Raw genomic sequence first — 13834 nt, 5'->3', positions numbered from 1 at the left:
AGGAAGAGTCAATGCAAAGGAAAAATCAATGAAAGAAGCCCTACTAGAATCCACCTTGCGCAAAATGCGCCTAGCTCGTGTGCTGCCCACGATCCAAGCCTTTAGCAATCCTAGCGTGCTTGATATAGGCTGTGGCTGGGAGGCAAGGCTTTTGAAAGAAATTGAGCCTTATATCGCAAGTGGCATTGGGATTGACTTCAAAGCCCCTAGTATCAATACGCCAAAGCTCCGCACTTTTAGTTATTTTTTTGAGGAGAAGCTTGCCGATAAAACGGGGGGGGGGGAACTAAGTAAGGATTCAGCTTTTGGGCTAGAATCGCGGATTTCATCGCCGCGCCGCGTCGATAGACCGCAAGTCTTATCTTCCTTGCACGGCTTGAAAAGCCACGATTCTAGCTCCAAAATCTTAGAATCCAAAAGCGTTAATAAAAAACAGGCGCAAGCTCAAAAATCCCACCGCGAGCAGCTTTCCCTAGAATCCACTTTTTCACAAAGCCACGATTCTAAGAGCAACGCCCATTTTCTGTCATTGCGAGCCGACTTGTCGGCGCGGCAATCCATAAGCCCAGACCTAGAATCTAGCAATTTAGATTCTAGCTTTTCATCATCGCGAGGCGTAGCCGAAGCAAAGCAAGGCAAGCTCTGCCACCTGCCCTTTCCCGATGAAAGCTTTGAAGTAGTAACAATGCTAGCAGTGCTAGAGCATTTGCACCACCCACACGCGATGCTGCAAGAAATCGCGCGCGTTCTTAAGCCTAGTGGTGCGCTTGTGCTGACTGTGCCAAGCCACGCTGCCAAGCCTGTGCTAGAGTTTCTAGCCTTTAGGCTAAAGATTGTGAGTGAAGCAGAGATAGCCGATCACAAACGCTACTACAACAAGCGCGATTTACGCGAGCTAGTCGCGCTTGTCCCAGAGCTTACACTCACAAAGCATACATACTTCCAGCTAGGTATGAATAATTTCGCCATTATCCACAAGCGCGGCTAGAATCTAGCTTTGATTGGGTATAATCGCGGCTTGCTGTTGATGTTGAAAGGAGAAAATATGCGAGAGATACCAAGCAAACGGGGGGGGAACACTTGAACGCGTAGGCTTTTCGGCTAAAAATGGCGATCGCTGCGGCGATTCTGCGCTCATTACCACTCAAGGTAAATCCCTTGAATCGCCTTGCGAAGCCCCATTTTTAGCACGAAAATCCAACCGCGAGCAAGATTCTCTAAAAAATACACAAAACGCCGTTTTTAGCTCAAAAATCCTAGAATCCCAAAGTAGCACTGAAATTACAAACCCAACCGCGAGCGACTTTGCACTAGAATCCACTTTTTCACACAATGCGCCTTGTCTGTCATTGCGAGACACTGCGCAAGCAGTGGCGTGGCAATCCATAAATCAAAAAGTGGATTCTAAGAAAAATACCCAAAATAGAGGAGCCCTAGAATCCACTTTTGAAAAAACGCAAATAGATTGCCGCGCGGATTTTCAATGTGCTCGCAATGATGGCAAAAACGCCACGAGTAAAAAAGCGGATTCTAGGGCAAGGGCGGTGGATTCTGTGGATTGCCACGACTTGCCAAGTAAAGCTCGCAATGACAGCGATTCTACCACGCCTGCTTGCAGCGACAAGCAAGCAGGATCTAGCACGCTCTATACTCTCATCTTTTTTGCCCTGCTTTTTGGCATATTTTTGCTCTTTTTTGGCTATGGCTATCCTAGCTTGCCCTTTTGGGGTGATGATTGGCAATACCTTAGTATCTATGGCACGATGAAGCCAGGCGATAATGGCTGGATCCCAGATAGGATTCTGCCGCTTTTGGCACACGCGGGGCTTGGCGTGCTGTGTGCGTATGTGTTTATGCCACTTGGGCTAGACTTCATCGATGCGATGGTCTATACCTGTGCGTTTGTGCTAAGTGCCTCTACGCTTGCTTTGTGCTATCTCCTCTATCGCTTGAGCCTACTTATCACGCGCCACCAGATTCTAGCTCTTTTTAGCACGAGCAGCTTTGTCATCATCGGCTTTTGCGCGAGCAAGGCTTCTTATATGCCGCTATTTTTGCCCGCGGATTTGCAAGCAGAGGGGCTAGGCTACACGCTTACGCTCACAGCCTTTTACATTATCCCAAATCTCCTAAATCTAGCCCTGCTTACCCTGCTTATGCGCTATCAATTTGCACAGATTCTATGCCCTAGCAAGCAGCAAGCCCACGCTTGCAAGCGCGTTGATCCCACCATATATGCACTTATAGGCATAGGGGCACTAGCACTCTATCTTAGCCAGTTTTCTATGACAAGCTCCGCACTTATCCTATCAAGCTATTGTGGGGTCGCGCTACTCTTTGCCACCCTTGCTAGAATCAATCAGCATAAATCCCTAAGCCTCCTAGCACTTATGAAGTCCTTTGGATTTTATGAGCTTGTGCTAGCACTTTGTGTGGGGCTATTTCTTGTGGCGGTGTGGTATGGGCTAAATGGCGGTCGTGGGAGCTACTGCGGCGGCTATGACTTTGGCTTTGGGATCTCCTATGCGATAAAGCATCTCAAAAGCTTCCGCGCGGGATTTTGGGTGCTTTTTATCGTGCTGGCATTGTGCGTGCTAGCCCTAGCCTTTAAGCACAGAGAGCTTCGAGGCATTATTGTGGCGCACATTCTTTGGCTGGCGATTTTGGCGATCGGCTATGTGGGGATCGTCTCATCTTGTGGGGCGAAGCATTATTTGATGAGTGGGCTGCTGCTAAGTGTGGCGATCACTGCTTGCGTGTGGCTCTCTGTGCTGCTGCGCTTTGTGCCTAGACTCATCGCGCCGGCGGTGTTTGTCGTGATTTTTAGCTTTTTGCATCCATTTCAGGGCTATGATGAGCGACCTAGAGATGCCTACTTGCAGCATAGAGCCTATGCCAAAGCGTGGGTAGCCCAGGTGATAGAGGCAGAGTCTAGCGGGCTAGAATCGGTGCGTATTTTTGTGCCAAAGGAGTTTCCACACTGGCAGTGGGAGGGGTGGTTTTTCCCTTGGTTTGCGCACACGCTTAGGCAGTTTGGGATTATAAGGCGCGAAATCAAGGTGGAGTTTAAGCCCATTGAGTAGATCTAGGCTTGCTTATCGCGCTTTGCCATTGCAAGCTTTGCATAGCACACAAGCAGGCTCACACAGGCAAAAACAGCCCTTGTGAAAAGTGGATTCTAGTGATAAGCTTTATCATCATCGCCGCGCCATTGCGCTAGCAGAATCCGCGTTTTGCGATTTTTCGGCATTGTTTTCAAACGAGGATTCTAGGGCAAGGGCGGTGGATTCTGTGGATTGCCACGATTTTGACAAGTCAAAATCTCGCAATGACAAAGAAAACGCCCAAAAGGCAAAAATCCTAGAATCCACTTTTTAACAAAGCCCCGATTCTAAGGATAACGCCCATTCTCCGTCATTGCGAGGCGTAGCCGAAGCAATCCATAAAGACAAGCTAAAATCTAGTATAGATTGCCACGCGGATTTTCAATGTGCTTGCAATGACAGAAAAACGCCCAAGGGTAGAGCCTAGAATCTAGCTTTGATTGGGTATAATCGCGGCTTTAGATTCTAGGAGTGCGGTGTATGGGGCATATTGCTAGCTTTGTGAAGTATGGGATCGTGGGCGGGAGTGCTGCGCTTATCAATTGGGCGGTTTTCTATCTAGGCTTGCAAGCTGGGCTGCAATATCTGCTTGCCGGGGTGCTAAGCTTTGTCATCGCGACTTTGTGGAATTTCATCTTCGCTAGGATCTTTATCTTCACATCGCGCAAGCACTCCTTGCTAAAAGAGGGTGTGCTGGTGTATTTGGTGAGCTTTTTTGGGCTTGTGATTGATATGGGAGTGCTCTATGCCTGCGTGGAGTGGCTAGGGCTCTCGGCTATGCTGGGCAAGATCATCGCCACAGGCGTGGCGTTTGTGTTTAACTTCCTAGCGCGCTACCTTGGGGTGTATCGGTAGCTGGGGGCGTATCGGTAGGCATTGGCAGGCTATGAGATAGGATCTAGGGATTCTAGCAGCTTATACTCTGGCATAGACTCTAGGATCTCGCTTGTGCGCACGCTCATTTCGATGACAGATAGCAGCAGCGCGCAGACATATCGCCCGCCTTTTAGCCCAGATAATGCCCCGCTTGTGCTCTCATAGAGATTTGGGTCATTGACTATGCCGCTTGCCTTATCGGTGCTGATTTTGTAGCGGTCTAGTATCCACTCTATGGCACTTTTGCCATTGACTTGGTAGCGGTGGGCAGCGGCTGGGATATTGACTATGCTTAGCTTGTCGTTAAAGATTATGGTGTGTTTATAGCCTTTGGTTAGGAAGTGTATGGGCTTAATTAGCGTGAAGTCGCTATCTTCTAGCTGGGCTATGTCCTGCCTAGCCTTTGCTCTGCTCTCTTGCTCAAACAAGCCGCCTTGATCCTTGCTCGCGGTGTCTCTATCGCCCTTTAGGCAGGCAAACGCACCGCAAGCCACGCTCATAGACGCTACATCGCAGAAGCTCTCATACTCTAAATGCAGCTGCGCTAATGCCCTGCCGCTTGCCACAAAGCCCCAGAAGTCCTGCATAAGCGGGATTCTAGGGAGCATTTTGGAGAGATTGTCTTTGTATTTGGTGATGTAGGCGGGGTGATTCAAAATGGCATAAATGTAGTAAAACATCGCTTCTTTGTTTATCGTGCTGTCATTATAAGCGGTTTGGAAAAATGCTAGGGCTTCATCGCGGATAGCGTCTTTCCTGCGATAATACGCCCTGCTAGAATCCACTTTTTTCCCGTCATTGCGAGCGTTATTTTCCGCGTGGCAATCCATAGATTCTACCAAGTCATAGTCCATAGTCATCTGCCCATTTTCTGCGCTAGATTCTACTCGCTCATAGTAGTAGAGCGGGAAGCAATGCCCTTTTGAAATATGTTCTAAATCTACGATGCCATTGCTAGCAAGAGCAGAAAAATGATGTGTCGCACCTACGCCTAAAACCTGTATTGCCACATTTTCAAAATCCCCATTTATGCAGGCTATCGCCTCGCCTTTATTACCAAATGGATAAATTTTATCCATTTGACAATGGCTATGGTTATAGCCATTGTCAAAATATAAAAACTCCTTTGTGAAAGGGCGATAAGAGCAGATTCTAATCCTGCTTTCATCAAAGGCTAGCTCTCTATTTGCTCTCACTCTTTTATCTAAGCTTCCACTCCAAGTAACCTTGCTTAGGTCATTACAGAGCTTATGAGCTGGGTTTACTGCTAGGGCTTCTCGCTCGGTGTTATAGGTATCAATACAAAGGGCAATGTTTTTGGCTAGATTCTCTTTAGAGAAGTTAAAGCTCCAATTATCTTTGCCTGTTACCACGCCTTGAGAGAAAAGCTCAAAGATTTCTAGCTCTAATTCGCCTTTAGCGTTTATGGCTAGGGGCTTTAGCTTCTGCCCTGTGCTACCCATAGGAGTGAAAGCCATAAAGCTATAATCGCGCTGGTTTATCCAGTCGTAGTCTTTGTTTGGCGTGATGAGGGTGAAAAGCCCCTTGCTTTCCATAGATTCTATGGATTTGAAGTTTTGGATAATGTTTAGCTTGGTTTGGCGGGAGAGGTAGTCGCCGATGTCGTAGTAATATATTTTGGCTTTGCTTGGTTGTGGATTGTTGCTGGTGGATTCGGCTTTGCGCGATAAATCGGCGATTGCTTCATCGCCACTGCGGTTACGCACGCCAAGTGCGCGCCCTTGTGTCGATTCGCAAAGCCCCGATTTCTCATCGCAAATCCTAGAATCCTTTGCAGAGTCGCTTGGATTTTGGGCGGTGCTAGAATCCACTTTTGTTGCCGCCTGCGAGTCGTTTAGATTTTTGTCATTGCGAGCCTTGTCGCTAGGCAAGGCGTGGCAATCCATACTAGAATCTAGCTTGACAAAAAAGCATATCGCCACAGGGGTGCGTGAGCCGGAGTCAAAAAATTTGCCACCCTCTTTGCGTGAAGTCTCGCCAGAAGTGCGTTGATTGCCCCTAAGATTAAAGATATAGATATAGTCAAACTCATCTGCCAAGCACGCGCGCAAGCCATCATCGCTATTGCTATCTAAAAAGCTTGCATTCATTACAAGCCCTATAATCCCCCCGCTCTCTCCTATCCTATCGCTCATAAAACGCAAGGCGCGTTTGAAGGAGTCAAAGCTGGTGTTTTTGGTGCTAGTGGCAAGCGATCTGGCTCGGTAGGTTTCGCTTATGCGTTTGTCAATATGGGGGGATTTTTCATTGGCGTTATCATCATTAGCGGACTTTTGCCCAGCGGAGTAAGGAGGATTACTCATAAAGATTTTAAACTCGGTGTTTTTAAACTCTTGGATTTTGGCGTAGTTTTTCTCCAAATAAGGGAGAGAATCTATGGTCGTTTGTGTGCCATCTTTACTACCGATGAAGCCTTTGGAGTCTGGGGCGTAGGTGTTGAAAGTATCAGTAAATAATAGATTATCAAAAAGCTTTATCTCTGGCGTTGGCTTTTTGCTGGAGGATTGGGCTTTGCGCGATAAATCGGCGATTGCTTCATCGCCACTGCGGTTACGCACGCCAAGTGCGCGCCCTTGTGTCGCTTCGCAAAGCCCCGATTTCTCATCGCAAATCCTAGAATCCTTTGCTTGCTCGCTTAGATTTTTAGCTTCATTGCTAGATTCTGTGTTTTTTGGATTGCCACGCCTTGCCTGTTTTTCTTCTTCAAGGATTCTAAGATTTGCGGTGGGGCTTTCGTAGTTTTTTGGGGATTTGGGGGCAGAGCAAGAGTCTGCGGTTGCCTCCAAATCTCCAAAATCTGCGGAATGATTACCCGAAGCTGAATCCCCCAAAGCAATGAGTCTTTCGTGGTAAGTCGTGGCAATATTGATTTGCGCAATGTAGTAGCCCAGCAGTGTAATCTCATTTGCCCACAGCTCTTTGACAAATTTAGATTCTAGCCTAGAGTCTAAATAGCCACTTTGGATAAGGCGGGTGATAAATGTGCCCGTGCCTACAAATGGGTCTGCTATGTGGATATGCTCATCGCCCAAAGATTTGCCAAAGTGCTTTTGCAAAAGGTATTGAGTTGAATGAATGATAAAATCCACGCCCTCAATGGGGGTATAGACTATGCCTAGCTTTTCTTGTGTCTTTTTGAACGCTTGCTTAAATAATGTGTCATAAAGGTTTTTGATAAGGCTTTGCTTACTTTTATCGCTTTTGGCATACTCGGCACTCTGGCGCACGGAGATGTAGAACTTCTCTAGTGTCTTTGTCTCGGCGTTTAGCCCTTGCTCTAGGAGCTTGGTGTGGAGCTTCTCTAGCTCGGCAGAGACTTTGTCAAAGGTGGTGAAGTCAAGACTTGGGAATATGCACTCAAAAATAGGCTTTGTGATGATGTGCTGGGCTACTAGGGCTATGGCTTCGCTCTCATTAAAGCTGGCGTTTAGATTGCCCTGCAAGGCTTTGCAAAAGGTGCTAAAGAGCTTCTGTATAGCAGAGCTAGAATCTAGCAGGGCTTGTATGCGAAGTATGAGGGCTTGCATAATATCGCCGACTTTGCTTGCGTAGTTTTCCCAATACTGCAGGTCGCCTAGGTTTTTGGGCACGGCGTTTTTCATCTCATTAAAAAGCTCGCTTAGGGTGAAAAGCTCTGTTTGCGGCAAGGGCGTATCACCACCACCACCTGCAATGCTTACTACTTCGTTGATCCTAGCTTCATCGATTAGCCGCTCATCGTGGCTTCTAAGGGCTTTAAGCGTCTGCCATACGATTTTGAATTTATCGCCTTTAAGGGTTTTGTCATAGCTTTTGATCTCTTCATCACTTAGCACTAAAGGCAAAATGATATAGCCATATTTCTTGCCATCACTCTTGCGTATCGCTCGCCCTACCGCTTGGACTACATCGACCACAGAATCCCGCTTGTCAAAGAAGCACACCGCATCAAGACTAGGCACATCAATGCCCTCTGTCAAGCATTTAGCATTGCTTAGCACGCGCGCTTCTTCCTTAGGGGCTTCACTAAGCCAAGCGAGCTTATGTGACTTGGTGCTGGCATTATCCTTGCCATCAATATGGGTGAAAACTATGTCTCTATCAATCACGCTTTTTTCGCCATTAAAATACCCAGCCATTCTCGTAGAGTCGCTAATTTTAGAGTGGAATGCCAGAGCCTTGCGCATAGGATTGGTATCTGTATAGGACTCTTGCTTGCCGCGCTCATCGATGAAGCTTACATTGCGCTTTTTCATAGCGTTGGTGAAAGCGACCATTTTGCCTGCGTTTTCTAGGGTTAGGCTAGAGCTTTCTTGGGCTTGGGTGAGCTTATTGGTATAGTCGGCTAGGTATTTCTCATTGATATAGCTTATGATGACACGAAAATCGCTCAAAAGCCCAAGATCGATAGCTTGGGAGAATCTAAGAGAGTAAATCTCCTTGCCAAAGAGCTTTTTATCATCCATTGAGAAGAGCAGCAGCTCGCTTGCATTGTCGTTTTTGCGTGCTTTGGCGAGCTTGTCTTTCGCCTTGTCGCTGAAGATGCGTGGCGTAGCGGTAAGGTAGAGGCGGTAGGTGGCATTTAGCAGGTCGTTGTCGTGGGTTTTCTGCCATACGCTGATTTCTTTGACATTGCCGGTCTCATCGAGCTTCTGCACGCCGGCGGTGCGGTGGGCTTCGTCGTTTATGATGATTTTAAGGGGTTTGGTGAAGAGCTTTTGGGAGTCTATGATGACATCTAGGCTTTGGTAGGTGGAGAAAATGACAACTTTGGGGCTAGATTCTAGGCTATGCGCATTGCTCCCCCCCCCCCCGTAGAAATTATCGCATTTATCGCGTGTGCTAGCATATTTGGATCAGTTGTAGGCGCGAGTGATAGCTCTTGTGCGTTGAGATCTTCGCTGCCTTTTTCTGCGCCGACTTTGCTATCACTACACACGGCAAAGAGCTTGTAGCTAGGGGAGATGGACTCCTTGCGAAACTCTTTTATCATTTGATCAATTAGGGCTAGGCTTGGTGCTAAGAAAAGTGCGATTTCACCAGAATCCACTAGGCTATCTATGGTGCGGATAGCTAGCAGGCTTTTGCCCGTGCCACACGCCATAATGACCTTGCCCCTAGCATTACCCTGCTCTATAAAGTGGCTGTGGATTTTCTCAAGGGCTTCTTTCTGGTGGGGGCGCAGCTGCTTTTTGCCACTTGTGCGTAGGGAGTCTATATCGCCATTTTTACAGCTCCCCCAATCAATCCCAAGCTCACTAATTTCATAGAATCCATACGCTATGGCTGGCTCACTCTGGGCATTTTGGCATTGTAGTAGGGCTTTTTGGACATTTTTGCTTATGGTTTTGCAAGTGTGGAAAAGATAGTGCTGGACTATGGGGAAATGCTGCGTGCCATCGCTGCTTTGAAGCGTTTGGCAGCCTAAGAAATTTTTCAAATCTTCTAGCTCTAGGGTGTCTTTTTGATAGGCTTTGCATTGGATCGCCACCCACTCATCGCCGCTTTTTGCCATTATGTCGATACCAAAATCCCCTTGCTTTAGCTGAAACTTGCCATTAAACTCGCTCCATAAATACACTTCATCAAATGTATGGGGCAGGTCTCTGGCGATTTGCACGATTTTTTTCACAAGCTTTTCAAACTTGCTGCCTTGTGCGTGTGGGGTGTCCTCGTGAAAAATGTGGCTGATAATATCTCCAAAACTCATTGTCGCTCCTTGTTGTGATATGTGCCTAGATCTGCTCTAGTCGCTTGCTGGCAAAGTCTAGGGCTTCTTGCGTGATATTCGCGCCGCTTATCATTCTAGCTAGCTCTTTGATACGCCCTTGCTTATCAAGCAAGCGGACTTGTGAGTGCGCGCCATCGCTGCTGACTAGATAGTGCGCGGTGGCTAGGCTTGGCATATGGGGCTGGTGAGAGATGGCAAAGATCTGGTAGCTCTGGGCTAGCTCTTGTAGCACGCGTGCCACGCCTTCGCTCTCCTCTCCGCTTAGATTCGCATCAATCTCATCTAAGATTAGCACGCCTTGCTTCTTCTCTAGCCGCGCGCCCACGCACATCACCGCTAAACGCAGGCGATTAAACTCCCCGGCTGATAGCGTGGCTACGCTGCTATGATCTAGCCGTAGCTCTAGCACATCGCCGCCGCTATGATCTAGGGGCTTTTGGCTTAGGGTGCAGGATAGGGGCTTAAGCTTTAGCTTAAGGGCTAGGGCTTGCAGGGAGTCTTGCAGGCTCTTTAGGGCATTGTGGCGGGCTTGGCTTAGGGCTTGGGCTTTGGAGCTTAGGCTAGATTCTAGCTCGGCTATGCGAGTTTCTAGCTCTTTTGTCTTGGTGCTGGAGTCTTGCAGGGCTTCTAGCTTCTCTCTCTGGGCTTGCTCGTGGGCTAGGGCGGCTTCTATGCTGCCATAGCGCGTGATGAGATTAGATAGCGCAGAGATCCTAGCAAGCAAGCTTTCTACATCTAGGTCTTGCAAGTTTTCTAGCTTTTGTGATTCTTCTTCTAGGGCGGCTTGCGTGTCGTTTAGGGCTTCTTCTAGGGCGGCTTGCAGCTCTGGCTTATCTAGCAGGGCTAGCGCAGAGCTTAGCGCGGAGGTGGATTCTAGCGCGGAGGTGGCTTTGGCTATGGACTCTAGGAGCTTTTCTTTGCGTGAAAGGGTCTTTTTGCACATTAGTAGCTCTTCATACTCGCCGACTTTGGGGGCTATGGAGGCGATCTGCTCTGCTTCAAAGCTCGCTATCTCTCTTAGGCTCTGGGCGTTTGCTTGCGCGCTTTTTAGGGCTTGTAGCTCCTTTTGCGCGCTCTCTAGAGCGCGGAAATGCTCGCGGAAGTCTCTTAGGCTCTCCTTGTGGCTGGGGGATTTCGCTATGGCTAGTTGATCAAGCAAGCCTAGCAGGCTGCTCTCTCCTAGCTCATCGCCGCCGCGCGAGTGGATATGCTTGACAAAGCGGCTTAGGATTAGAGATAGCTGCTTTTTGGCTATGGGGGTGAAATTGACAAAATAGCGGATCTTGTCCTTTTTGATGATTTTGATATTAAGCAGATCATTATCAATCCCTAGCTCTTCTTCAAAGATTTTGATGAGACTAGGGCTTAGGACAATGTCTGCTTCGATGATAGAGGCATTTGGCTCTTTGAGTCCAAAGCACGCTAAAAGCGAGTCCATAAGGACACTTTTGCCGCTGCCACTAGGACCGCTAAAGACACAAAACCCCGCGCTAAAATGCAGCTCCAAGCTCCCAAAAAGCGCGGAGTCTTCTATATGCAGCTTTTTTATCATCGCTTCTCCTTTTTCACGCGTATATGTTTCACGCTATGCTCATATCTGCTTGCCGCCTAAGCCAAACTTCTCTTCTAGCACGGCAAAGTAGCTTCGCTTGGGGTGCTGGATAAGCTGGATAGGGAAAGATCCTCGCACGATCAGTGTATCGCCCTTGCGGAAGTCTATGCGATCTTGCCCATCAAGCATAATCACAGAGTCCTCTTCTACACTAAAATGCAGGCAAAAATCATCGCTTACAATCATCGGTCGCTGCGTGAGCGAGTGCGCACAAACAGGGGTGAGCAAGATCACGCGGCATTGCGGATGCACGAGCGAGCCGCCGGCAGAGATATTATACGCGCTTGATCCTGTGGGCGTAGCGATGATAAGCCCATCGGCGCGGTAGGTGTGGAAATGCTCGTTGTTGATGGTGGCATAGATTTTGGTCATACCGGAGATGGCTTTTTTGGTGATTAGGATTTCGTTCAATACATAAAACGGGGTATTTGTGTTGGCGTTGGCTTTTTGCGAAAAAGCGGGGAGTTTGTGGCTCGCGGCGTCGATAGACGCCCTAGTCTTATCTCCTTGCTCGCCACTGCACAACCCCACTTTTTCATCAAAAATCCTTCCGCCTGCGAGATTTTTATCAAACACGCTTTCCGCTTTTTCATTCTGCAGCGTGTTTAAACTTTGAGCGTTTTCCCTAGAATCCACTTTTCCTGCCGCCTGCGAGTCGTTTAAATTTTGGGCAGTTTTGCTGTCATTGCGAGCCGCTGCGTGAGCTGCGGCGTGGCGATCCATAAATTCTGCGCTAGCAGAATCTACTTGCGTGAATTTATGGATCGCCACGCTCGTTTCACTCGCTCGCGATGACGGAAATTGGGAGTGTGCTTGTGAAAAATGGGCGGAGCTAGAATCCACTTTTTCACTTTGCGGCTGGTTTTGATTTGCGGCGTGTTTTTCACACCCAGCCCCTTTTTCTTCTTCAAGGATTCTAGGAATTGCGGTGGGGCTTTCAAAAGTGGATTCTAGGATTTCTAAAGAAACTGCGCTGCGCTTGTTTTGCGATGAGAAATCGTGGCTTTTCGAGCCGCGCGCGGAGATAAGCCTTGAGTGGCTATCGCACAAGCGCGGCGATGAAATCCACGATTTATCTCGCAAAGCCGATTTTTCTAATGATCCTTGTAGCAAATAATGCAAATCCAGCACATACTCCCCCCCTTTTAGCAGCGGCACAAACTCTTCAAGCTCACTTGGCTTAATCGCAGTAAGAAAGCCCAGCCGCCCCATATTGATCCCAAGCACAGGAAGACCTAGCCCTAGGCTTTTACGCACCGCAGAAATGAGCGTGCCATCGCCCCCCAAGCTGACTAACGCCTGCGCCCTTTGCCCAAGCTCGCTCTCTTTGCAGGCAAGCCTAGGATCTAGCCCCAAGCTTGCCACGCTAGATTCTAGCACGCACACCTCTACCCCAAATCGCTCAAATACCGCTATGACTTCATTGCACGCGCTTGCTAGCTCAGGGGACTCTGGGCGGACAATTAGGGCGATTTTTTCTATGGGTTGTGGCATTGGCTGGGCTTCTTTGGTGGATTCTCACACGGCTAGTCGTGTAGGCGTGATTGTAGCATAAGCTAGGCAGTGGCGCGTTTGTGAATCTTGGCGTTTTTGATAGTCTTGTAGGCGTGGGAGATTTTTTTGAAGCGGTCTTGGTAGTATTCTTGCGTGTGGGGGTCTTTGTCTAGGGCATTATCAGGGTGGAAGATTTTAGCAAGCTTTAGGTATTGCTTTTTGACTGCTTCTAGTGATTCATCAAATCCCACATCTAGCTCGCTATAACACTTGCGCAGCAGGTATTCCTCGCGTGTTAGGAAGCCTTCGCTCTCTTCTGGCTTTTGGTATTCAAACTCTAGGGCGACATTGTGGATCACGCGCGAGCTGATAAGCTCTATCACACTCTGCCACATCGACTCGCTATACCCAGCGGCGTTAATGCAAAACTCATTTTCTACTTCATAGATGATTTTACCGCTAAAAAGCGTGCGGATATAGCGGCGTGCTACGCGATCATCTTCTTCAAGTCGCAAAAGCACTTGATCAAGGCTAGCTAGGTGGATATGGACTTTGACGCGCTTTAGCATATCATTGGGGCTAGTGATTTTAATGCGTATGGGCAAGTGGGAGTGGCTTAGGATCTGCTCTAGCTCGGTAGGCTCGCTTGGCTCTGGCTCGCTCTGGCTACTAGAATCCACTTTTTGCAAGGGCTGGCGTGGGAGAAGCTTGGTGCTATGCTCGCTCTGCAAAGTAGCGTGATAAGCCCAATTGATTAAATAATCTTTCTTAAACCGCTCGCCATCATCTAGAATCAGCACAGAGCTGGATAGGCGATAATGCTTAGAGAAGTGTTTTTGTGCGTATTCTAGGGCTTTATCGAGCAGGCGCGTGCCTTTAAGCAGCTCGATCTGCACATAACGATCACAATAAGTAATATTCATCGCGTGTCCTTTCTAGCCCTTAATTGTAGCAATAAATGTTCCTATATATTCGGCATTTTTGGCAGAAGTTTAAGCGAGCGATTCAGCCTTACTA

Annotated in this window: 10 protein-coding genes; 4 read left to right on the top strand and 6 right to left on the bottom strand. The window is 48.1% G+C overall.

What is annotated here, in order from left to right; translation table 11 throughout:
- The first annotated feature begins 28 nt into the window (after positions 1–28).
- Positions 29–988, top strand: a complete 960-nt coding sequence (locus NYG90_RS00170) for a class I SAM-dependent methyltransferase (protein ID WP_285264509.1) — start codon at positions 29–31, stop codon at positions 986–988.
- Positions 989–1144: 156 nt separating this feature from the next.
- Here the strand turns inward: NYG90_RS00170 and NYG90_RS00165 are convergent, their stop codons facing one another.
- The gene (locus NYG90_RS00165) at positions 1145–1387 is read right to left on the bottom strand and encodes a hypothetical protein (protein ID WP_285264508.1); all 243 of its coding nucleotides are present in this window, start codon (positions 1385–1387) and stop codon (positions 1145–1147) included.
- Here NYG90_RS00165 and NYG90_RS00160 point away from each other — a divergent pair.
- The 3 genes from NYG90_RS00160 to NYG90_RS00150 all read left to right on the top strand — a co-directional run bounded on the left by NYG90_RS00160 (position 1350) and on the right by NYG90_RS00150 (position 3959).
- On the top strand, positions 1350–3083 hold the full coding sequence (locus tag NYG90_RS00160) for a hypothetical protein (protein WP_285264507.1): 1734 nt from the start codon (positions 1350–1352) through the stop codon (positions 3081–3083). The two genes, NYG90_RS00165 and NYG90_RS00160, sit on opposite strands and share 38 nt — an antisense overlap.
- An 88-nt stretch (positions 3084–3171) precedes the next feature.
- Positions 3172–3378: a hypothetical protein gene (locus tag NYG90_RS00155; protein ID WP_285264506.1), complete on the top strand. Its 207-nt coding sequence runs from the start codon at positions 3172–3174 to the stop codon at positions 3376–3378.
- Between the two features lie 206 nt (positions 3379–3584).
- Positions 3585–3959: a GtrA family protein gene (locus NYG90_RS00150; RefSeq protein ID WP_285256175.1), complete on the top strand. Its 375-nt coding sequence runs from the start codon at positions 3585–3587 to the stop codon at positions 3957–3959.
- Positions 3960–3988: 29 nt separating this feature from the next.
- On the opposite strand, the gene NYG90_RS00145 is transcribed toward NYG90_RS00150, so the two are convergent.
- From NYG90_RS00145 to NYG90_RS00125, 5 genes are all read right to left on the bottom strand, one after another.
- Positions 3989–8743, bottom strand: a complete 4755-nt coding sequence (locus tag NYG90_RS00145) for a type ISP restriction/modification enzyme (RefSeq protein ID WP_350338536.1) — start codon at positions 8741–8743, stop codon at positions 3989–3991.
- A 20-nt stretch (positions 8744–8763) separates the two neighbouring features.
- Complete coding sequence (locus tag NYG90_RS00140; RefSeq protein ID WP_285264505.1) at positions 8764–9690, bottom strand: restriction endonuclease; 927 nt, start codon at positions 9688–9690, stop codon at positions 8764–8766.
- A gap of 25 nt (positions 9691–9715) precedes the next feature.
- A complete protein-coding gene (locus tag NYG90_RS00135; protein WP_285256173.1) occupies positions 9716–11263 on the bottom strand; it encodes an AAA family ATPase in 1548 nt (515 codons plus the stop codon).
- Positions 11264–11302: 39 nt separating this feature from the next.
- On the bottom strand, positions 11303–12817 hold the full coding sequence (locus NYG90_RS00130) for an NAD(+)/NADH kinase (protein WP_285256172.1): 1515 nt from the start codon (positions 12815–12817) through the stop codon (positions 11303–11305).
- A gap of 62 nt (positions 12818–12879) precedes the next feature.
- A complete protein-coding gene (locus NYG90_RS00125; RefSeq protein WP_285256171.1) occupies positions 12880–13740 on the bottom strand; it encodes a J domain-containing protein in 861 nt (286 codons plus the stop codon).
- Between the last annotated feature and the right edge of the window lie 94 nt (positions 13741–13834).

Origin of the sequence: Helicobacter zhangjianzhongii (assembly GCF_030249855.1) — a bacterium.
Taxonomy (GTDB): domain Bacteria; phylum Campylobacterota; class Campylobacteria; order Campylobacterales; family Helicobacteraceae; genus Helicobacter_B; species Helicobacter_B zhangjianzhongii.
The sequence above is the reverse complement of the archived record's forward strand: the minus strand, read 5'-3'. Positions and strand labels throughout refer to the sequence as shown.

Bases quoted from the DNA above. Each gene is read 5' to 3' on its own strand.
- NYG90_RS00170 (WP_285264509.1), top strand. From the start codon at position 29: ATGAAAGAAGCCCTACTAGAATCCACCTTGCGCAAAATGCGCCTAGCT.
- NYG90_RS00140 (WP_285264505.1), bottom strand. From the start codon at position 9,690: ATGAGTTTTGGAGATATTATCAGCCACATTTTTCACGAGGACACCCCA.
- NYG90_RS00165 (WP_285264508.1), bottom strand. From the start codon at position 1,387: ATGGATTGCCACGCCACTGCTTGCGCAGTGTCTCGCAATGACAGACAA.
- NYG90_RS00130 (WP_285256172.1), bottom strand. From the start codon at position 12,817: ATGCCACAACCCATAGAAAAAATCGCCCTAATTGTCCGCCCAGAGTCC.
- NYG90_RS00135 (WP_285256173.1), bottom strand. From the start codon at position 11,263: ATGATAAAAAAGCTGCATATAGAAGACTCCGCGCTTTTTGGGAGCTTG.
- NYG90_RS00150 (WP_285256175.1), top strand. From the start codon at position 3,585: ATGGGGCATATTGCTAGCTTTGTGAAGTATGGGATCGTGGGCGGGAGT.
- NYG90_RS00125 (WP_285256171.1), bottom strand. From the start codon at position 13,740: ATGAATATTACTTATTGTGATCGTTATGTGCAGATCGAGCTGCTTAAA.